General features: G+C 50.7%; 18 protein-coding genes and 1 tRNA gene. 11 read left to right on the forward strand and 8 right to left on the reverse strand.

Going from position 1 to position 18,505, the window contains the following annotated elements; translation table 11 throughout:
- The first annotated feature begins 9 nt into the window (after positions 1–9).
- The 4 genes from PQG83_RS15860 (at position 10) to PQG83_RS15875 (ending at position 3,434) form a co-directional block, all read left to right on the forward strand.
- Positions 10–708 (forward strand): TIGR04283 family arsenosugar biosynthesis glycosyltransferase, encoded by a 699-nt coding sequence (locus tag PQG83_RS15860; protein ID WP_312743059.1) that lies wholly within the window; start codon positions 10–12, stop codon positions 706–708.
- Positions 692–1,465 (forward strand): TIGR04282 family arsenosugar biosynthesis glycosyltransferase, encoded by a 774-nt coding sequence (locus PQG83_RS15865; protein ID WP_312743061.1) that lies wholly within the window; start codon positions 692–694, stop codon positions 1,463–1,465. The genes PQG83_RS15860 and PQG83_RS15865 overlap by 17 nt, the downstream gene beginning before the upstream one ends.
- Before the next feature lie 63 nt (positions 1,466–1,528).
- The gene (locus tag PQG83_RS15870) at positions 1,529–2,263 is read left to right on the forward strand and encodes an SDR family NAD(P)-dependent oxidoreductase (protein ID WP_312743063.1); all 735 of its coding nucleotides are present in this window, start codon (positions 1,529–1,531) and stop codon (positions 2,261–2,263) included.
- Between the two features lie 394 nt (positions 2,264–2,657).
- Positions 2,658–3,434 (forward strand): hypothetical protein, encoded by a 777-nt coding sequence (locus PQG83_RS15875; protein WP_312743066.1) that lies wholly within the window; start codon positions 2,658–2,660, stop codon positions 3,432–3,434.
- Positions 3,435–3,561: 127 nt separating this feature from the next.
- Here PQG83_RS15875 and lipB read toward each other — a convergent pair whose 3' ends face one another.
- Genes lipB through PQG83_RS15890 form a run of 3 tightly spaced genes read right to left on the reverse strand, consistent with a single transcriptional unit; the run spans position 3,562 to position 5,964 of the window.
- Positions 3,562–4,266, reverse strand: coding sequence for a lipoyl(octanoyl) transferase LipB (gene lipB, locus PQG83_RS15880; protein WP_312743069.1), 705 nt, complete (start codon positions 4,264–4,266; stop codon positions 3,562–3,564).
- Between the two features lie 12 nt (positions 4,267–4,278).
- Positions 4,279–4,683 carry an acyl-CoA thioesterase gene (locus PQG83_RS15885; protein ID WP_312743072.1) on the reverse strand — a complete coding sequence of 135 codons (405 nt, stop codon included), beginning with the start codon at positions 4,681–4,683 and terminating at the stop codon, positions 4,279–4,281.
- A gap of 18 nt (positions 4,684–4,701) precedes the next feature.
- A complete protein-coding gene (locus tag PQG83_RS15890) occupies positions 4,702–5,964 on the reverse strand; it encodes a TIGR02710 family CRISPR-associated CARF protein (RefSeq protein WP_312743075.1) in 1,263 nt (420 codons plus the stop codon).
- A gap of 136 nt (positions 5,965–6,100) precedes the next feature.
- On the opposite strand from PQG83_RS15890, the gene PQG83_RS15895 reads away from it, so the two are divergent.
- From PQG83_RS15895 to PQG83_RS15905, 3 genes are all read left to right on the forward strand, one after another.
- The gene (locus PQG83_RS15895) at positions 6,101–6,682 is read left to right on the forward strand and encodes a D-sedoheptulose-7-phosphate isomerase (RefSeq protein ID WP_312743077.1); all 582 of its coding nucleotides are present in this window, start codon (positions 6,101–6,103) and stop codon (positions 6,680–6,682) included.
- Positions 6,669–7,646 carry a GSU2086 family protein gene (locus PQG83_RS15900; RefSeq protein WP_312743079.1) on the forward strand — a complete coding sequence of 326 codons (978 nt, stop codon included), beginning with the start codon at positions 6,669–6,671 and terminating at the stop codon, positions 7,644–7,646. The genes PQG83_RS15895 and PQG83_RS15900 overlap by 14 nt, the downstream gene beginning before the upstream one ends.
- 67 nt (positions 7,647–7,713) lie before the next feature.
- The gene (locus tag PQG83_RS15905; RefSeq protein ID WP_312743082.1) at positions 7,714–9,123 is read left to right on the forward strand and encodes a sigma-54-dependent transcriptional regulator; all 1,410 of its coding nucleotides are present in this window, start codon (positions 7,714–7,716) and stop codon (positions 9,121–9,123) included.
- 707 nt (positions 9,124–9,830) lie between these two features.
- Here the strand turns inward: PQG83_RS15905 and PQG83_RS15910 are convergent.
- The 5 genes from PQG83_RS15910 to PQG83_RS15930 all read right to left on the reverse strand — a co-directional run bounded on the left by PQG83_RS15910 (position 9,831) and on the right by PQG83_RS15930 (position 16,267).
- Entirely contained in the window at positions 9,831–10,721 is an 891-nt protein-coding gene (locus tag PQG83_RS15910) for a response regulator (RefSeq protein ID WP_312743083.1), read from the reverse strand.
- A 228-nt stretch (positions 10,722–10,949) separates the two neighbouring features.
- Positions 10,950–13,277: a sensor histidine kinase gene (locus PQG83_RS15915; RefSeq protein WP_312743085.1), complete on the reverse strand. Its 2,328-nt coding sequence runs from the start codon at positions 13,275–13,277 to the stop codon at positions 10,950–10,952.
- The gene (locus PQG83_RS15920) at positions 13,264–14,166 is read right to left on the reverse strand and encodes an ABC transporter substrate-binding protein (protein ID WP_312743088.1); all 903 of its coding nucleotides are present in this window, start codon (positions 14,164–14,166) and stop codon (positions 13,264–13,266) included. Before PQG83_RS15920 ends, PQG83_RS15915 begins: the two co-directional genes overlap by 14 nt.
- A 579-nt stretch (positions 14,167–14,745) precedes the next feature.
- On the reverse strand, positions 14,746–15,087 hold the full coding sequence (locus tag PQG83_RS15925) for a hypothetical protein (RefSeq protein WP_312743091.1): 342 nt from the start codon (positions 15,085–15,087) through the stop codon (positions 14,746–14,748).
- Positions 15,088–15,460: 373 nt separating this feature from the next.
- The gene (locus PQG83_RS15930) at positions 15,461–16,267 is read right to left on the reverse strand and encodes a symmetrical bis(5'-nucleosyl)-tetraphosphatase (protein WP_312743092.1); all 807 of its coding nucleotides are present in this window, start codon (positions 16,265–16,267) and stop codon (positions 15,461–15,463) included.
- A gap of 102 nt (positions 16,268–16,369) precedes the next feature.
- On the opposite strand from PQG83_RS15930, the gene PQG83_RS15935 reads away from it, so the two are divergent.
- The 4 genes from PQG83_RS15935 (at position 16,370) to PQG83_RS15950 (ending at position 18,497) form a co-directional block, all read left to right on the forward strand.
- Positions 16,370–17,131 carry an alpha/beta hydrolase gene (locus PQG83_RS15935; protein ID WP_312743095.1) on the forward strand — a complete coding sequence of 254 codons (762 nt, stop codon included), beginning with the start codon at positions 16,370–16,372 and terminating at the stop codon, positions 17,129–17,131.
- Positions 17,132–17,165: 34 nt separating this feature from the next.
- On the forward strand, positions 17,166–17,711 hold the full coding sequence (locus PQG83_RS15940) for an MOSC domain-containing protein (protein WP_312743098.1): 546 nt from the start codon (positions 17,166–17,168) through the stop codon (positions 17,709–17,711).
- Positions 17,708–18,370, forward strand: a complete 663-nt coding sequence (locus PQG83_RS15945) for a class I SAM-dependent methyltransferase (RefSeq protein WP_312743099.1) — start codon at positions 17,708–17,710, stop codon at positions 18,368–18,370. The genes PQG83_RS15940 and PQG83_RS15945 overlap by 4 nt, the downstream gene beginning before the upstream one ends.
- A gap of 53 nt (positions 18,371–18,423) precedes the next feature.
- Positions 18,424–18,497, forward strand: a tRNA-Gln gene (locus tag PQG83_RS15950).
- Positions 18,498–18,505: the final 8 nt, after the last annotated feature.

The following is an 18,505-nucleotide window of genomic DNA, read 5'->3' on the forward strand; positions in this document are numbered from 1 at the left end:
AGGTTTTCCATGGGCATCGCCGTGATCATTCCGGTCTTGAATGAACAGAAGGCTTTGCCGGCTTTGTTGCCCATCCTGATACCACTGGGGTTCAAGGAAATTATTGTGGTAGATGGAGGAAGCCGGGATGGCACGGTGGATGTGGCCAGAAAGATACTGGAATTCACATCCGACTCCCGCAATCGGATCATTTCCGGTCCATGTGGGCGGGCTTCCCAAATGAACGCCGGGGCAGCTTTGGCCAACTCCGAAATTTTGGTATTTTTGCATGCCGACACCCAATTGCCAGACAATGCCAAGCAATTGATAGCAGACGCCATGGATGATCCACAGTGTGTCGGTGGGCGGTTTGATGTACGATTTCCACGGGACACTGGGTATGCATGGATGGTGAGCCGGCTCATGAATCTGCGCTCACGCTGGTCGGGGATCTTCACTGGCGATCAAGCCATGTTTGTGCGACGTTCCGTGTTTAAAGAGTTGGGGGGCTTTGCGAATATTCCTCTTATGGAAGATATTGAATTCAGCCGCCGGTTGAAGCGAGCTGGCAGGATCGCGTCTCTGCGAGCGAAGGTCATTACCTCGTTTCGCCGGTGGGAACAGCAGGGCCCTCTCCGCACAATCGTGCGCATGTGGACGCTCCGCACATGGTATTGGCTAGGATGGGATCCGCGTCGTCTTCAGCAGTATTATGACACCGTCCGGTAACGACCCAGCTGTACGTCGATCACGTCCATCACACCAGAGTCAGGGTGGGAGACGTCGATCTCTCCCGCCTGCGACGTCGGCGATTATTGTCTTTGCGAAGGCACCGGTTGCCGGTCAAGTCAAAACACGCCTATGTCCGCCTCTCACGCCTGATGAGGCAGCCAGTCTCCACGGCAGTCTCGTCTTAGATATCCTGGAGCGATGCCAATCGCTCAAGGGCTATGATCGCATCCTGGCCGGAACGCCCTCTCCCCATCATCCCTTCTTTCGGGCCATGGAGGCTCGATTCAAAATTCCGGTCTGGGATCAAATAGGGAACGATCTGGGGACTCGCATGGCATCAGCATTCAAACAAGCGCTCGGTTCCCCATATCGTTCGGTTGTGGTGATTGGAACCGACATTCCCGGCATAAATGGTCCGCTTCTTATAACGGCACTAGACAGTCTTCACGATCATGATGTCGTGTTAGGCCCCACCATGGATGGCGGGTATTATTTAATCGGGCTGCGCACTCACGTGCCGGAACTGTTTGAGAATATACCGTGGTCCACGGAGCAGGTATATGCTCTTACAGAGCAGAAGATAAAGACGCTGGGCCTATCGTTAAAAATCCTACCGAAACTTCGTGATCTTGATACGGTGGAGGATCTTCACATGTGTATCCGGGATTCGAAAGATCGGCAGAATCAGATGTTTTCTTCTCGCACCAAAAATGTGTTGCAGGAGTTGGCCAAGCGATTGACCAACCGCGAATAAGGGAATAATCATTCTTTTTGAATGACGGGAGTGTCGGCACGAGTACCACAGGAGAAATGAGAAATGATTGACCGTGTGGCGTTGATCACCGGCGGGGCCAGAGGAATTGGACGGGGTATCGCGCTGGACCTGGCGGACAAAGGTTGGAGGGTGGCTCTTTGCTATCGTACCAGTCAGCAGGAAGCTGAGGAAGTCAAACGTGGCATCGAGGGACGGGGTGGAAAGGCGTTGGCCATTCAATGTGATGTCTCCGACCCTGTTGCGGCAACACAGCTTGTTCAGCAGGTGGAAGGTGCCTGGGGAAAGATTGATACGCTCATTAACGGGGCCGGGCCTTACCATCGCATCTCACTGTTTGAGGAAACTGTTGAGGGATGGTCGGACATGTTCACAAATAATCTCCACCCGATTTTTTACCTCGCGAAGGCCGTGGCGCCGGGGATGAAAGCCAGAAAATCTGGCCGCATCATTTCGTTCAGCATGGCCAACGCGGACAAAATGGAAGCCCAACCGCATGTGACCGCCCATTATATAGCTAAAGCCGGCGTGCTCATTCTTACCAGGACCCTGGCGAAAATGTTGGCCCCGGATGGCATCACCGTGAATGCGATTTCACCGGGATTTATCGATTCCGGGAGCGCGCCACCGGGAGAGCTGGATGGTATGGCTAAGAAAATTCCGGCAGGATATATTGGGCAGGTTGAGGATACCGTGCAAGCCGTTCGTTATTTCCTATCTGACGAAGCTCGATACGTGACGGGAGCCAATCTGCACGTGAGCGGTGGCTGGGGAATCTAGAGTGTTTAATCAGTTTGAAACAACCGGATAGCGAATTAGAAGGTTTCTTCAATGCGGTCATTCCCGGCATTTTTTATCGGGAATCCATCCGAGGTTTTTTCCCAAAAACAGTTGTTGGTAGGTGAAACACGTGAACGTGGTTACCCAACTTTAGTGGGCACGAGATTTTTGGTGATGCCGGGGTTCGGCCCGGCAGCCGAGCCACTTTTGTTTAGGCAAAAGTAGCCAAAACCATTGACGCCCAGTTCGGCATTATTGGAGGGACGGACGCAGGATGGGGAGCGGACCAACTCGCTACGCTCAAACAAGGCCCGCCAGTTAATAAGAGCGTCCGACCCGAGGGCCGAACTGCAGGCGTCGGCTCTTGGTGCTATAGGATCCACAGGCAAAGATAATGGAAAAAGGCGGCGTAAATACGACCACACCTAATTTTAAAGCCGGTCGGTTCTTACTCTGCCATAAGGTTATTTTCCAAGCAGGCCTATTATCTTTGCGTCGAATCCAGAAAGGCGTTCGAACTGACGAAGGGAATGGAGTTTGGAGAAAACGAATGAAGTCCTGCTTGGGTGTGTTAGTGCTGGTTCTAGGTGTGATGGGGATGGTGAGTAACGCATCTAGTGATATCGTTCGTCGGACTGACCGGCTCTTTTTTGCAGAGCCTATTCCCTGTCATGTCTATCTCAAGAGAAAGCAATCAGTCGAATCGAGTCCCAGCTATGTCCCTGGTTCATTTTTTCAAGTTAAAGTAGAGCTCCTCAGAATGGAGCCAGATGTCATCCGCATTAAACAGGTAAAAATTTATATACAGGGACAGATGGACAGGGTTGGTATGCAGCAGCACCCCGAGTATGCTGAAAGACTCGCCTCCGCTCTTAAAAGTAAAGAAATTGAAGATAGGTACAAGGTCCTCGTCCTCCATGTATTAGAGACGCTGGAAGGGCCAAGCCCTGGGGAAGAGATCGTCATTAGCGTTGACTTTAGAGGGATTAGGGGGTATCAAGCCATGATTGCAGGTAAAGCAAAGCTGTATGTGCTCGGCTACCAAGGGACTGACAGAAAGATTTATGGTATCACGGTCGATACGCAAGATCTCTATGAGAGGAATGATTGGTTTTTGACCACCTTGAAACAATGGGTCAGGTGGTTATTATCTGAATGTGACAATGTATAAGGTTTTGCCCTGGGGTCTTCTCATCGTGTCGCGGTGGAGGTGACGAATGGGAGGGAGAAGATAAAAAATTGAAAAATCATGTCAGCCTTCCCTTAGGAAAAAGGAAAAGAGGAGACTTCTCCTCGATTTAGGTCTGTGATGATTCCAATTTTTTCTCGGTCCATTCTATTCCGAAAAGATCCGAAAAATGAGTTGCCACTTGTTCTCGTACATGTGCACCATCTACCAGTTTGTTAAGTAGTTTCTCCATTGATGTCATCACGCAATGGTCAATGCCACATGGTGTCAGCAACGTAAACGGTTGGAGATCGACGTTCACGTTTAAGGCAAATCCGTGCATGGTCACTCCACGGGAAATCCGTACGCCGATGGAGGCAATTTTTTCCATGCACCGGGCGGATGTGTTCACCCACACTCCCCGAAACGATTCGTGACGACATCCGGCAATCCCCCATTCCGCTAATGTGCGAATTAGGACCTCCTCTAATTGCTGGACATAGATTTTGGGACCGGGACAGAAATTGCGAAGTCGTAAAATAGGATATCCAATTATCTGTCCGGGGCCATGATAGGTCACGGATCCGCCTCGCCCGGTCTGATGAAGGTGGACCCCCATGTGCTGCAGTTCGGTCCAGCGAGGCTCCCAATGTTCAGACTTGGTTGTTCGTCCCAATGTGATGACAGGTTCGTGTTCGGTCAAGACCAATGTGTCGGGCCGACGGTCCTCAAGACGTTGGGTGACCAGAGACTGTTGAAGTTCCAAGGCTTCCGCATAGAGTAGCCGCGGAAACGTCAGCACCATTCCCGGTTGTCGAGAATCGGCAAAAGCCATAGGAATGCGATCTCAGGAGGAAGTGAACCCTAGGGGGAGGCCCAGGACTTTCAGGATAGGAGGCGGGAGGCGTTTGATTCTGCCGTTTGTATCCACGGCCACAAGGGTTGCCGATCCTTCCACGACCAATCTTTTGCTGGTGCGATCTTTGATGACATGGGAAAACGTGAGAGACGTTCGTCGATCGGCCGCGACCGTCGTCTCGACCTCCAGGATGTCTCCATAGGTGGCGGCTGATCGATAGGAAAGTTCAGCGCGTATCACGCGAAATTCAGTTCCTTCTTGTATTAATGCGGCAACCGACAGGCCATGGTTATCCAAGTAATGCGTTCGGGCTCGTTCAAAGTATTTTAGATAGTTGGCGTAATAGACGACTCCTCCACAATCTGTATCTTCATAATAGACCCGTACCTCCATTCCGCCCGGTCGCCTCCCCTACACATTCATGGTTGGAAATTCTGGAAGGTCGGTGGGAGCCACGCCACTTAATTTTATCACCAGGTCATAGAGCTGGTGGTGGCGTTCGGGTTTAATGGGTTCAAATCCGTAACCCAGTAGGGCATGATCGGCGGCATCAAATAAGGATTTCATTTTAGACCAATCCGTGACAAAGCGTTGCCCCATGGGATCTCCAAGGGCAGCCAACGCCTGAAATTGCGCCTGTAAAGGAAGGCGGTATTTCCCGTCAATTTCATTCAGATATTGCCTGCGACAGGTTTCTCGCAGGTCCTCAGGGAGTTGCTCGAGGTTCACATCCCAACTTTTCAAGTGATACTGGGTATACAAACGGGATTGAGCAAAGCCTTCCAAGGCTCGAAGGAGGACGTGAGTGGCAACTTCCAGATCACGCCCGCGATCTCCACGGCGTTTTGCCCATGCCAATAAGTCGAGAGCCACGGCAGGCTTAATATCTTTCGAATCCAGCACAATTCGTTCAAGGAACGAGAGGTTTGCTTTGAGGAGGTGAATGAGGCGATCCATGCCCGGCGGTCCGCCCCACACAGAGGCCAGTTCCAAGGCTTTGATTCCGCCTTTTAATTTTTCCCAGGCCGGACGATACAGGAGTTGATCCCACAGGCCATAGCCCTGCGCCACATCGGCTAGGGCACGATAAAAGGGTTTCAGCCCGCCGCTGATTCGATGTTCCAACGTGTGAAACCCTTTAACGGCCGCATCATAAGAACCATGATTGAAATGGTAACAAGTCTCGTGTCGTAGATGCGGCGCTTCTTCGTCCCAAGGATTGGCAGAGGCTTCAGATTGCGACAACAATTTGGTGATCGCTTCGACGGCCTGGTCAGCAGATGGAAAAGGGTGGCCGGGAAACGACAACACTTTGGTGGAAAAGGGAAATCCTGTCAGCACCATGGCGGAGGCCATGCCAACGGTCGCGCTGGTAATATCAATCACCAGTTCCCCGGGCATCACGTTCCAGGTCGTTAACAAGGGGCCAAGTCCATGGGCCAGGGCTTTCTGGCATGCAGAAAAACTTTCAGGGGAAGGGGTGAAGATCCAGTCCCAACGCTGTGGCATGCGTGACAAGGCCGGAGGGATCTGAGATTCCACCACCTGTTTATGGGACTCATGCAGAAAAAAACATACCATGTCAGGATTCAAGTGCCGCACAATGGCGATGGCGGACGAAGGGTCGGCTTGAATGGCGAGTAGGAGTGCTTTGGTGGGGATATGGGCACTCACAATGGGTCGACTATATCATCGGTGGAGGAGCCCGGCAAGAAAACCGATGCTGGATATTATGCTCTCAACGGCGAATTCCGGTATTTCTCTTCGCACAGTGTGAAATTTGATTCCTATCCTGATAGAATCGGCCACGATGAATATTGATGCGGTTATTCAAGCCTTTGAAACCAGTGCCGATGTCAAAAATGAATTTATCCGGACCCACGCGGAACGTGTCGTTGAAATTGGTCAATTGCTGATCCGTGCATTTCGTGAAGGCCGAAAGGTCTTGCTCTTTGGGAATGGTGGGAGTGCGACGGATGCCTCGCATCTTGCCGCGGAGTTTGTTGGCCGGTATCGACGCGATCGAGATCCCCTTCCTGCCCTGGCATTGGCCTGTGATATGGCTGCCATTACCTGTATTGCGAATGATTATGACTATACAGATATTTTCTCACGGCAAATAAAAGCGCATGGCCGCAAAGGGGATGTGGCTATTGCCATTAGCACCAGCGGAAACTCCCTAAACGTGATCCGTGGTGTGGAAGCGGCCACGGACAGTGGCCTTGTCACTATAGCCTGGACAGGCGCCACCGGGGGTAAAGTAGGAGATCTCGTCGATTATTGTTTTCGAGTCCCTTCTTCGGTGACGGCACGTATTCAAGAATGTCATATTACGCTGGGTCACGTGTTGTGCGAATTTATTGAAGAGCGTCTTTTTGGTGATCAGGGCTAAATCATTGCCGACCGGTACGTCTCCGAAGCTGAATCTCGCCCGGCTTCGCACCTACCCGCTTCAGACTCGTCATTCCAAAGTGAAAATGGCGGATTTTGGTTCACCCTGGCAGCGTGCTGGTTCCTTTCAAGCCTTCCTTAAAACCTTACCGGATATTTTAGCTGGCAAAACGTTCAGGGCCGTGGTGACGGCGATCGTTGAGGCCCGGCGACGGGGAAAACCGGTGATTCTGGGCATGGGGGCCCATCCGACCAAGGTCGGTCTCAATCCCATTGTCGTGGACCTGATGCGCAAGGGTGTGATTACTGCCGTGGCCATGAATGGAGCCGTCATTATTCATGATTTTGAGATAGCCTACCTGGGGCAAACCTCGGAGGAGGTCGAAGCCGAAATTGATTCCGGACGATTTGGCATGGCAGAAGACACGGGACGCATATTAAATGAGGCGATTGTGCAGGGATGGCAACAGGGTTTGGGCATTGGAGAAGCGGTCGGCCGGTATCTTTTGAAGTATCCCAGGCAATTTCCACATCGGCGAAGGAGTTTGCTGGCGGCCGGTGCGCAACTTGGTCTTCCGGTCACGGTGCATGTGGCGATCGGGACCGATATTATTCACATGCATCCCCAGGCAAATGGTGAAGCGATTGGTGGCGGCTCGTTATTGGATTTTCGCAAGCTCGCCGCAGTGGTGTCGAAGATGGAAGGGGGCGTGTATATCAATTTGGGATCAGCGGTCATGATGCCTGAAGTCTTTCTCAAAACCGTAACGTTGGGGCGGAACCTGGGACGAGCCTTAAAGCAGATCACGACGGTCAATATGGATTTTCTCCCCCATTACCGGCCGATGACCAACGTCGTCAAACGGCCAACGCAAAAAGGTGGAAAGGGTTATGCGCTGACCGGCCATCATGAATTGATGGTTCCGCTTTTGGCTGCAGCCGTACTGGAGGCGCTTGAGAGGTGAGGCATCGGGTGGCTGCGACTTTATTGATACGGGATAATCAAATGCGGGCTTAAGGAGGAGAATCCTCATGAAAAAGAAAATTCTTATCGTCGATGATCATCCCGACATTGTCCTCATGCTGACAGACCGTTTAGAGGCCCTGGGTTATGACACGATTTCCGCTGGAAATGGGCAAGAAGCGTTGGAGAAATATGAGCAGGACTTTCCTCACCTCATGTTGTTGGATTTAGAAATGCCACAGATGGCCGGCATGGAAGTGTTGCAACAATTAGCCAAAATGAGTGTGAAAAAAAATGGAGAGACTGATTCACAGACATTTGGCGGAGGAGAGTGCCTCCCGCTGCCTGTGGTGGTCATGACGGCTCATGGCACAATTTCCAAAGCCGTTGAAGCCATGAAAGCCGGAGCGTATGACTTTCTCACGAAGCCTATTGAGCTGGACCATCTGGCCATTGTCCTCAAAAAGGTTCTCACGCGGGAAGCATTAGGACGGCAGATTGCCGCGTTACGCACGGAGGTGGAAAGCCGGTATAGCCAAATCGTGGGGAATAGTTCCCAGGTGCATTCAATGGTGGAGTTGGCGAAGCGGGCTGCCGAAGCTGATGCCACCGTGTTGCTGCTGGGAGAAAGCGGGACGGGGAAGGAGTTGTTTGCCCGGTCAATTCACCAATGGAGCGACCGGCGGGATATGCCGTTCAGTATCATCAATTGCGTGGCTCTCACGGAAACCCTCTTGGAAAACGAACTCTTTGGGCATGAAAAGGGGGCGTTTACCGGTGCAGACTCTCTCCAGAAAGGGAAAATCGAAGCCGCGGATGGGGGAACCGTTTTCCTGGATGAAATTGGGGATATGCCGCTTGGGCTTCAGGCTAAATTACTCCGGGTGCTTCAGGATCATGAGTTTCCCCGGGTGGGTGGGACGCGATTGGTCCGCGTCAACATTCGGGTGATTGCGGCCACCAACAAGGATCTGAAGCGAGCGGTTAAAGAGAGGACCTTTCGGGAAGACCTGTATTTCCGGCTGAATGTCGTGAACTTGTTATTGCCACCATTGCGGGATCGTCCCGAGGATATCATTCCTCTTGCCGAACATTTTTTAGCCCGCCACATGCGGGAAATGAAAAAACGGAAGCGGAGTTTTTCCAAGTCTGCCATTAAGACGATGCGATGCTACGCATGGCCCGGTAATATTCGGGAACTGGACAATGCGATTGCTCGAGCAGTGGTGTTGGGAGTAGAGGAAGAAATTTCTCCAGATCTCTTGGGCTTGGGGGGAGGAAGAGACGAAATCGATGAGATCGACAACCTCCCCTATCATGAATCCCTGGACCGATTCGGTACCCGCATTCTGGAGCAGGCCATGCGTCGAAGCAACTGGAGCCAAACCAAAGCTTCAGAACTCCTTGGACTTCAACGCACTTACCTCTCCCGCCTCCTCAAACAAAAAGGCATTCAGCAGGGGACTGAGAGTTCCTGACCATTCCGGGATTCCGAGGAACCGGGGAAAGACTCCCCAAGGTTCAAACGATCAATTATTGGTAAAGGGGAATGAGGACCTATTGTCCTATTTGGAATTGGTCTGAATGCCGGCATTCGTAGTGGATATCCCCTTGAAAAACCGCCTGATGGTCCGGAAAACCAATTTGCGGCCATAGGGGAATTCAGGCAGGTTAGACATGGGACATACCGTAAGGCCAGGCAACTGAAATACCTTATGCCGGGCCTGTAAAAAAACGTGGTGGTGGGTCTGGGTTGGGTGAGGGGGTTAAGAAGTTCTCCAATATCAAAAGGCTGGAGGCTTTTCTTCTATTGAAAGAATGCCAAGTAGCCGGTTACTTCGGTCATTGAGGAATAAAAGAGGTTACAGATCCGCCGCCGAGCAGGGGAGCGCTAAAAAAACAGACACAGCCAAATCCTGATAATTGTGCAGGCTCTTGAAAAGCCTGCTGAATGCCAGCTTGATCATTGAGGGTTGCATCTTGCCTAACCACAAGAATTTCCTCAGCTCAACTCAATAGTCCCTCATAGTTTTTCGTTCCTTTCTGAATAGTCGTAATCAATACTTCTGACTTGCTATTTTTTTTGCGGACACATTCTCAGGCATATGAGCTTCGTAAACGGGTTTCAGGGTTTCAGACCCCGCCGTGTAAGGAGTGGTTTGAGGACCTGCATGCCAATAAAATTTTAGGCCTGCGGTGATTTCTCCACTGCAGGACGGGTCACCGCGCAGGTAAATTCCTGGCCTTGAAAATTGAGTAGGTACACTGAAATCTCAATAGGGAACTCCTGGCCATTTTTGGTGCGGTGGATCGATGGGTAGGATAAAGGTTGACCCTTCCGCAAGCTTTCCAGGCGTTGTTGGAATTTTTCATTGTCATGGTAGGGGGCGATGTCGGGAATACGAAGGGTTTTGAGTTCTTCCTGTGTATAACCTAAGGCGTCGCAAGCTGCCTGATTGGCAAAACGTAAGCGTTTATCCGAATCCGCTACCATGATTCCATTGGGTACATGATCAAAAGCGAATTGCATCAGTTGAGCATACTCTGCCAGCTGTTCATATGCGGTGAGGTTCAATGGGTGTTGCGTTGCGTCATGAAGGGAAGCCTCGGTGGAGCTTGGTTGAAGAAGGGAAGGAAAGGTAGCCATGGGATGGGTAGGTGCGAAAGAGCTTTGCCACCCTGCGATCGCAATGTTTCGTGCCAAACAGGCTCGTTGAATGGCGGATTTAACTTCCTGCCGTTGGTACGGTTTGGTGAGATAAGCAAAGGCTTTCTCGAGGATGTCCGGATGGGCAGTCCGTCGTAAGGAGGTAAAGGCGGTCAACAGGATGACGGGAAGATGTGGATGCGTCTGAGAGAGTTCGTTGAGCACTTCAATGCCATCCCGATCTGGAAGTCCGACATCGAGCAGCACGATATCATACGATGAGGTTGTACTTTTTTGGAGGGCGGCCCCTCCGGTCTCTACAGAATCCACCTCAAAGCCTTCCTGGCGAAGGTAGTCAGAGAGGGCAAGAAGGATGTCGGTGTCGTCATCCACGAGCAAAATGCGCGGCTTCGTGGACAAGGTTGACATGTTTCCTTTCTTTGGAGGCGAATCAGAGGATTGTAAAATTTTGGAAGAAAAGGTCACCTAGAAAAATCCCTATTTTCCTCCAGCCAATCAAAAAGCTCTGCAATTTATAGGCTTGGGTAAATGCTTGTTTTTCATAGAAAGTGGGACCTGTAAAAATTGGGAACGTATCTCTTTAGATAACTGGTGTATCTAAACAGATACGTTTTTGACAGACCGCATGGGTGAATTTTAGGAGGGTGTGGTCGAGAGTGTTACGGGCAAGATAACACAGAAGCGACTCCCCTCTCCGGGAGAACTTTCCACCCAAATCGATCCGCCGTGAAGCTCGACTAAACTCTTCGTAATAGCCAAGCCGAGCCCAGCTCCCCGATTTTTCATTTCAGAAGATTGCCCCCGGTAAAAACGTTCAAAAATCGTCTGTTGTTCCTCGAGAGGAATGCCACAGCCGCTATCAATGACGCATGTTTGAATCATGCCGTCATCCCGCTGGTTGACTTCCACTTTCACGGTCCCGGGAGGTTCTGTAAATTTCAGGGCATTGTTGATGAGGTTGGTAAAAATCTGAACGAGTTTATCACGATCGCCCTGGATGAATCCGATGGGATCGGAAATATGGGCTTCGAGAATGAGTGAACGTTCCTGCGCGATAGATTGCAACGTTTCCACCACCTCTCTGGCGAGGCTGCCCATGTTGACGGGGCTCCGGTGCAAGTCCATGCGGCCTGCTTCGATGCGGGAAAGGTCCAAGAGATCATTGATCATCCGAGTGAGTCGTTCGATGTTGTATTTCATCCGTTCGAGATAGAATGATTGTCGGTCATTTAGTTCGCCGACCAGGCCATCCAACATGTTTTCCACCAACCCTTTAATAGAGGTCATCGGGGTGCGAAGTTCATGTGAGACAATGGACACGAAGGAGGACTTTAACCGGTCTAATTCCTGAAGACGTTCATTGGCGGACTGCAAATCTTGCGTGCGTTCTTTGACCCGTTCTTCAAGCGTTTGAGCGAGCTTTTCGACTTCCTCATAGGTTTGTGCGTTGTCGATGGCCACCGCCACGTGACTGGCTATGGTCAAAAGCAAATCCAGATCTTCCTGCGTGCAGCGTTGATGGCCCCGATCGGCTCCCAGATACCCCAGCACGCGTTGATGGCTCAGCAGCGGGGCGCACACAAAAGAGATCACTTCCATTTGTCGACAGATGGGCAGAATGAGAGGGCTCATCTGATGGGCTATTTCCTCCAGATCATATGCCAAGACCGGACGTCCGTGGAGCAAAAGGGTTTCATCTATGCTTCCTGGAGAAATGGGAAATTCAAGGTGTCGGATTCGCTTCTCAAATTCCAGAGGCACCCCTGACACATCGGAGACCCTGGCTTTCGTGCCTCCAGGATTCTGGAGAACGAGGATCATACGTTGGAATCCCAGATTTTTTCGAAGAAGCTTCAGGACGGTGGAAAACAGTTTTTGGACATCGAGTGTCGAAGTAATCACAATTCCGGTTTGGTGCAACGTACTGAGTTGCGTGACCTGCTTGGTGATGGTGTGAACATAATGAGAGATGGCTTCTTCACGTTGTTGGAGGGCCCGCGCCATCCGATCGATGCTGGTGGTGAGTTGTCCCACTTCATCCTGGGTGTCTGTCGTGACCGTCACAGACAAATCTCCTTCAGCGATTTTTCTAGAGGCAACTGCCAAATGCTGAAGGGGTGTGACGATGCGATTGGCTAGGAGAATTGTGAGAAGAATACCCACGAGGATGATTCCCACGGTGAGGAGCCCGATGTGCCACACCGTTTGATTGAGCGATTGTTGCATGTGTGTGGTGGTGATACCGATTTGGATAATGCCGATGATGGGGGACGGTTTGGTGGAAACCCTGCGACTGTCTTGAAGGGTTTCTGACGCCAGTAGGTCGATCGTCGACAGACGTCTCTCTTGACGATAGACCGGAAGAGCCAAATCATAAATGGTTTCTGATCCGATTCGGAATTTTTCTGCTCCCTTTCGTTCTGCCGACCTATCAGGGAGAAGTCCTTCATTGTGTGGTGAGGTATGTAAGACCGTCACAAGGGGCTCGTTTTTGGGATTTTGGGGAGCTGGCCTGAGCAGCCCTTCCGTGAGGGAATCATCCGGGAATATGGGCCGCGTTTCGTCACGGGTCAGCTTTGTGGTATCGACCAATTTTCCTTTTGATTTCCCGACTAGCACGTGGCCGTGCTGATCTCGTGCAATGGCATAAATAACTTCCGGTGCCGATAACGCGCCATCCAGCATGGTCTCTAGATAGTGCGTATCTTGAATGATGAGTCGATTGACGCTGACCTTGTTCAGTGTTTTAACCAGAATCGTTCCGGTTTTGAGGAGCGCGCCTTTCATGACTTCGGCTTCTTGTTGGATGAGGTATCCACTGAGACTGGAGCAGGCAAGGACAATGACCAAACTAACAAACAATGAAAATTTTGCTCGTAATGAGAGAAAACCCCTCGGCATTGGAGTGGGGTCGGTTCGGAGAAGGGATGAGGGTTGGGGCAGCTGGGGCCTAAAATCGCTCATCAAAGTGCCTCAGGACGTCCGGGGTCAGAGACAGGCCCAAATACTTGGCGGACTTCTGGTTGATGGATTGATGGACGCGTTCAGGAGGAATAATTGTTCCCAACACAGATGAAGACGTTTGTTTGGCTAACTGTTGAGTAAGCCGAGCAGCTTGGGTGCCGATGTCCGCATAACGGACATACGCACCGACAACAGCGCCGCTATGCACTAACGCGGAAGAAAAACCTACGACGGGAATATTGGCTTCTAAGGTCGTGCTTATCAAAAAGTCCAGCGTGCTTTCGGTGAGAACGGTACTGTCGGGTAAAAGCCATAAGGCGTCGATGTGATCTTTGAGGGCATTGAGTGCGGGAGCGACCTCTTGTTCTTGATGTATTTCTTCGGAGAGGATTTTGATCCCCAATGCGTTAACGTCATGGAGAAGTTGTCTATACATCTCGTCTGTTTTTTGCGGATCGAAAAGTACTCCGATGCGTGAAACCTTGGGTGCCAAAGCGCGCAAAGATTGTAGCGGTTGGCGAAACGGGACCTTCAGAGAGAGACCGACCATATTAGTGCCCGGCAAATCATATTGTTCCGGATCAAGAACCAAACAAAATATGACGGGAATATCCGGAATTTCGAGTTTGGCAGCAAGAGCCGCTTTTAATCCCACGGCCAGCACAACCTTCACATTGGATGCCCCAATGCGCCGAGCTAGCTGGCGGCCTTTTGCCATGTCCCCATGGAGGTCATATTCCCTGATAATCTGAATAGAGGAAGGGAGAGCCGATGTAAATGCGGAAATGGCCTCAGAATAGGCGTTGATATCTGCCGACTTCAGGATAGCGACTTCCTGCGCAGAGGTGATTGTGGATAGGTCGAGGAAAATTCCCACACATACGATCATCCAGACAAGCTTCCTCAAATAGGCTGATCGGTGGAAAATAGCCCTCAAATTGTTCATCGTGTCTCAGGGACGTTTATGAAGTTGTTTGTTCTACCATATGGTCAGGAAATGGTTGAGGGTTGATTCATTCGAAACCAAAAAAAAGTGTTTACATGGTCGGGTGTCCGGGTATTTAGATTCTTCCTTCATAATCTTTCCTGCTTGTGAGGGAAAGACTCGGAGATTTCATTCATCGCCAATCTAGGCTCTGATCTCTCATCAGGAATAATCGTATTTTCTTTCAGCGTTTTCTGGTCGAAGGGCAAACGCAACCTTCACCCTGAAGTCTTACCCAAATATTGAAAAGAAGCAAGGGTAGTACCGGTGGAAAGCTCGCAACAAAATGTCTGGAAATTTCCTGTCGGAAATGAACAGGAATTTAAGTGGATGAGGGCCTAGGAAGCGAGCAAGAGCGGAAATCGTCTAGGAGGGATGCTCAGATGGAATGGGAAATTTTGTTTAAACTAATGGAGAAATACCTCGATGTTCGCAGCTATTTCCAAGACCACTCTGGCACCGACTGCCTGTGGCTGTAATAACTTATGGTACGCGATGCCACTCGTATTCTGAAACAAACTGGTTAGTGAGTGAGCGAATCAATCTGGATTCTGCCGTTTCACGTATTATGGGAGTCTGATAATGCGGTTGCCATCCACAATTAAGACAGCGGACCACGGTTTCATTCGAAGTTTCTCCACCCTCTTGATGCACCAGGCCTTGGCATTTTGGACATTGATCGAGTGCGTCGGCACAGTAGGCCGATGGATCGGGTCTGAGGGAATCCAAATGGATACGAGTATGGCGTCGGCGAATTTTTCTCTGGGTGGTGGCCGGATTATTCGCGGATGAATTGGTTCTTTGTTGGAGAGTGGATTTCATCATGTGGATCCCTTTCTTAAAATAAATGCCGTGGTGAGGTAGCCTTAAGTCTTCAGGATTATTCACACTCCATCGCAATTATGCTTCCCGATGGTACTTAGAGAATCAAGCAAGAGAAGTGCCTGAAGGACTTGAATAAATCCTCGGAAGTAAATGCCAACAATTATTAAGCACTAAGGTGCGAAAAGAAATTGAAGCTTACACAAGGGCAGAGGGGAAGAAAGAATCACTAGGTATCTAAATGGATACAGAATGTATCTCATCAGATACATGTAATGGGTGGTGCAAATTTTTAGGGAACGGCAGGGAGATATGGCGTGTATGGGAAAAGGGAGACTTCCTGGCCTTTCATCCTGCGGCGGGAAGGGAGATCTGATTATATCTTTGAGCAGGTGACGCGAAAGAGTTGTTGGTCATCCAGGCGCAGGGCAACGAGTTCACGTCCCCACACGCATCCACCGTCGATCCCGAACACGCCTGGGCCTTTCACGACTCCTAAGGCGGACCAATGACCAAAAATAATAGTGTCCTCTTGTGTCGCTCGATTGGGAACTTTGAACCATGGCATATATCCCGGAGGGGCGTCGTCGGGATGCCCTTTAAACGAAAACTCAGGAATTCCTTCTTTGGTGCAGACCCGAAGGCGTGTCAGGACATTGGTCGTGAGACTTAACCGTTCGTCATGGCTCAGATGGGGGGAAAACTCAATGGGTTTTCGAAAATAGATTGCCGGTAAGTACTGGTGAAAATTCTCATCCCGTAAGGCTTCCTCCACCTCTCGAGCTAACTCCAGTACTTGGGATATGGACCAGGAAGGTAAGAGGCCTGCATGAATCAGGCAATATCCATTTTCGACGTGGGCAAGGGGTCGAAACCGCAACCAGGTGAGCAATTCATCCACATCGGGTGCCGAGAGTACCGATTGTAAGGTGTCTTTTCGACTAAGAGTGGTGACTCTGGCCCACACCGCCAAAAGATGTACGTCATGATTGCCCAACACGGTGATGGCCGAGTTCCCTAGCTCCTTGATGAGGCGAAGCACTTCCAGGGAAGCCGGTCCTCGATTGACTAAGTCTCCAACGAACCAGAGTCGATCGGATGCGGGATTGAAGCGAATCTTTTCCAACAGATGGTGTAAGCCCTGGACGCATCCCTGTACATCTCCAATTGCATAAGTAGCCATCGTGAAGGATCCTCGGATGGTAAAAGAAATATCTACTGGAAGAATACCCTAATTTAGCATTTTTTATCCGTCTTGGTGCCCCTGTCTTGCTACAATGGGCCGATGTTTGAAGGAGTCTTTGTATTTCAGCCCTCTTCTTGGGAAGATCGGAATTGGGCGAGTCTCAGTGGACTGCCTTTAGAAGAGGTGTGGCTTCCAGTTGATGAGTCAGCCACCATATTCGGCTGGTTTGTTAACGCCGGACCGAACAAGCCGGTGCTTCTTTGGTGTCATGGGAATGCCGGTAACATTAGTCATCGATTAGACAATATCCGTCAGCTGTATCGGCGCGGATTATCTGTTTTCATCTTTGATTATCGTGGGTATGGTCGGAGCACCGGCACTCCAACAGAGCCCGGCATGTATCAGGATGCCCTAGCCTCCTATGACTATGTCTTAAACCGACGTGGAATTGCCTCGAGCCGGATTGTCGTGTTTGGACGGTCTTTGGGCGCTTGTGTGGCCGGTGAAGTGGCCATTCTCCGGCCATCGGCCGGAGTCATTCTTGAGGGGGCATTTCCTTCTATCCAGGCCATGTCGGACCACCATTACTTAGGATTGCCCGCCCGCTGGTTGCTAAATGCGAACTTCAACCTGATTGAAAGGTTGGCCAAGCTCAGGCGTCCGCTCTTGGTGATTCATGGCGAAAAGGATTCCATTGTTCCGATGGCCCTGGGGCGGAAGGTCTATGATGCAGCACATGAGCCTAAACAATGGTTTGTGGTAGTGGGTGCAGGACATAATGATGTGCCGTTTGTTGGGGGAACCTCCTATTTTCAAAAAATCACAAGCTTTGTTCAGACTTTAATCGAGAGGTCTCCGTGATTGATGTAGTCCTGGTTGACCATCCTTTCGATCGATGGCTACCATCCTCTTTGTCTCGGACGGGTATGTCGGTGATGTAAAGATTTTTATGGGTTCTGTTGCGTATCTCTATCAAATTAATCGTTCTCCAGGTGGACTCCCCAAGCTGCCCGTGCCCGAGGCGTGGATTACGTTCAAAGGAATGGATGGAGACCGGCACCGGAATCGGGCTTTGCATGGCGGCCCGGATCGGGCCTTATGCCTGTTCTCGTTTGAGGTCCTGGAGGCCTTGCAACAAGAGGGGCACACAGTACACCCTGGAGCCTCGGGAGAAAATTTCACTCTAGCCGGACTAAACTGGACACAGCTGAAACCAGGGGACCATCTGAAAATTGGAGAAGAGGTGCAGATCAAACTGACAAGTTATTGTGAACCGTGTCGTCATAATGCGCAATGGTTTGTGAATGGCGACTTTTCGCGGATCTCGCACCGGCAATACCCCGGATGGAGCCGATTGTATGCTCGGGTCTTGTTCGAAGGACGGGTACGGCAAGGTGATGGTGTGTGGGTCGTGACGTCGCCGAATAGGAATATGAAATGATGGAACGGGTTCTCGAACCGGAAATTATGGATGATCCGGTGCAAGTTCAGGCCTATGCCGAAGCGGATTTTCAAGAAGAAAATCAGGGGTTTGTGGATACCTTTCTTCGACTCTATGAGGACCGTGATGGCCCTCATGTTGTGGATGTGGGGTGCGGCCCCGGAGATATCGCCATCCGCCTGGCCCGTAATCATCCCACCTGTCTGATTACAGGAATTGATGCCTCCATTCCCATGATCACCTGGGCGGAACAGGCAGTGAAGCAAGCCGGGTTAGCTCATCGAATAGAGTTTCTGTCCCAACGGTTTCAAGATGTCAAATTGGCTACTCCAGCTGACGCCGTGATGTCGAACAGTTTGGCCCACCATGTTCCCAATCCGTTACGATTTTGGTATGAGATAAAAAAAATGATCAAGCCAGGTGGGCTAGTGGTGGTCATGGATCTCCTGCGTCCGGATTCTCCCGAGGAAGCGCAGGCGCTCGTTGACCAGTATGCAGCTCATGAACCGGAGAGATTAAAAAAGGATTTCTTTCACTCCCTGTTGGCGGCCTTTACGGAGGATGAGGTGGCTGCCCACCTCGCAGAGCTTAATTTAAGCCGCTTGATGGTAGATGTCCCGGATGATCGGCATTGGATCGTGTACGGGCGTGTGTACTGACCTTGAAAGATCTTGACGCTTTAGACCCGTAAGTCTTAAAGTGCCTGTTCGGTTGGGGGATCGTCTAGGGGCAAGACATAAGATTTTGGATCTTAGAACCCAGGTTCGATTCCTGGTCCCCCAGCCAGCCAAATC

Origin of the sequence: Candidatus Nitrospira neomarina (assembly GCF_032051675.1) — a bacterium.
Taxonomy (GTDB): domain Bacteria; phylum Nitrospirota; class Nitrospiria; order Nitrospirales; family UBA8639; genus Nitrospira_E; species Nitrospira_E neomarina.

Bases quoted from the DNA above. Each gene is read 5' to 3' on its own strand.
- PQG83_RS15860 (WP_312743059.1), top strand. From the start codon at position 10: ATGGGCATCGCCGTGATCATTCCGGTCTTGAATGAACAGAAGGCTTTG.
- PQG83_RS15865 (WP_312743061.1), top strand. From the start codon at position 692: ATGACACCGTCCGGTAACGACCCAGCTGTACGTCGATCACGTCCATCA.
- PQG83_RS15870 (WP_312743063.1), top strand. From the start codon at position 1,529: ATGATTGACCGTGTGGCGTTGATCACCGGCGGGGCCAGAGGAATTGGA.
- PQG83_RS15875 (WP_312743066.1), top strand. From the start codon at position 2,658: ATGGAAAAAGGCGGCGTAAATACGACCACACCTAATTTTAAAGCCGGT.
- lipB (WP_312743069.1), bottom strand. From the start codon at position 4,266: ATGGCTTTTGCCGATTCTCGACAACCGGGAATGGTGCTGACGTTTCCG.
- PQG83_RS15885 (WP_312743072.1), bottom strand. From the start codon at position 4,683: ATGGAGGTACGGGTCTATTATGAAGATACAGATTGTGGAGGAGTCGTC.
- PQG83_RS15895 (WP_312743077.1), top strand. From the start codon at position 6,101: ATGAATATTGATGCGGTTATTCAAGCCTTTGAAACCAGTGCCGATGTC.
- PQG83_RS15905 (WP_312743082.1), top strand. From the start codon at position 7,714: ATGAAAAAGAAAATTCTTATCGTCGATGATCATCCCGACATTGTCCTC.
- PQG83_RS15910 (WP_312743083.1), bottom strand. From the start codon at position 10,721: ATGTCAACCTTGTCCACGAAGCCGCGCATTTTGCTCGTGGATGACGAC.
- PQG83_RS15915 (WP_312743085.1), bottom strand. From the start codon at position 13,277: ATGAGCGATTTTAGGCCCCAGCTGCCCCAACCCTCATCCCTTCTCCGA.
- PQG83_RS15920 (WP_312743088.1), bottom strand. From the start codon at position 14,166: ATGATCGTATGTGTGGGAATTTTCCTCGACCTATCCACAATCACCTCT.
- PQG83_RS15925 (WP_312743091.1), bottom strand. From the start codon at position 15,087: ATGATGAAATCCACTCTCCAACAAAGAACCAATTCATCCGCGAATAAT.
- PQG83_RS15930 (WP_312743092.1), bottom strand. From the start codon at position 16,267: ATGGCTACTTATGCAATTGGAGATGTACAGGGATGCGTCCAGGGCTTA.
- PQG83_RS15935 (WP_312743095.1), top strand. From the start codon at position 16,370: ATGTTTGAAGGAGTCTTTGTATTTCAGCCCTCTTCTTGGGAAGATCGG.
- PQG83_RS15940 (WP_312743098.1), top strand. From the start codon at position 17,166: ATGGCTACCATCCTCTTTGTCTCGGACGGGTATGTCGGTGATGTAAAG.
- PQG83_RS15945 (WP_312743099.1), top strand. From the start codon at position 17,708: ATGATGGAACGGGTTCTCGAACCGGAAATTATGGATGATCCGGTGCAA.